This is a genomic window from Sphingobium sp. D43FB (assembly GCF_002312805.1).
Taxonomy (GTDB): domain Bacteria; phylum Pseudomonadota; class Alphaproteobacteria; order Sphingomonadales; family Sphingomonadaceae; genus Sphingobium.
In genome coordinates, this window is the sequence record NZ_NMUA01000164.1 from 1 (window position 1) to 699 (window position 699).

At 59.4% G+C, this 699-nt stretch carries 1 protein-coding gene; it reads left to right on the forward strand.

The genetic code is table 11. The features are described from left to right. The first annotated feature begins 206 nt into the window (after positions 1–206). Positions 207–545, forward strand: coding sequence for a transposase (locus tag SxD43FB_RS23835; protein ID WP_096064176.1), 339 nt, complete (start codon positions 207–209; stop codon positions 543–545). Positions 546–699: the final 154 nt, after the last annotated feature.

The following is a 699-nucleotide window of genomic DNA, read 5'->3' on the forward strand; positions in this document are numbered from 1 at the left end:
CGTCGTAATTGTCGCTCGACGGTTGCTCCCCGCAACAGCAAATGGTAGCCAGAATTCACCAACCGGCGCGGCCACCTATCGGCCATCATAATTGACGCCGACCGGACTCCGTAATCGTCGCGCTACACGTATCGGAGGCGAGCCTGAAGATTGGCGATGTCGACAGCCTCCCCCCAGATTCAATGGCGGCGTGAGGCGGCGTTGTCGTGAGCTATGCGATCTGGTTGTCGGAGGCGCCGATGCGTCGGATCGAGTCGCATTTTCCGTTGTCGCGCGTGGCGACCCGGGGCGGCGACTGGCGGATTATCAGTGGCATCATCCTCGGGATCCGCAATGGCTTGCGCTGGCGCGATGCCCCTGCCGGATATGGTCCAGCCAAGACGATCTGGAACCGGTTTATCCGCTGGCGCCGCATGGGCGTATTCAACAAGATCTCTGTCGCCTTGGCCGCGAATGGCGGCAAGCTGGATCAAAGGATGATTGATGCCAACTACCTCAAGCGCACCACGACGCTGCGAGCCAGTGCAAGAAGTGTCACGCGATAGAGCGTAGCACTCGCGGCAATCTGAAACTCTAGCCCGTCTTATTCAGCGGTGGGGCTTTGAGGGTTGGCGGGAGTGGCGTAAGCCTTTGGCTTGCTGTAGGAAATTGGATGTCTAGACCAACCTGCAGCGAGGCAAAAAATGCCACAGGCCACAC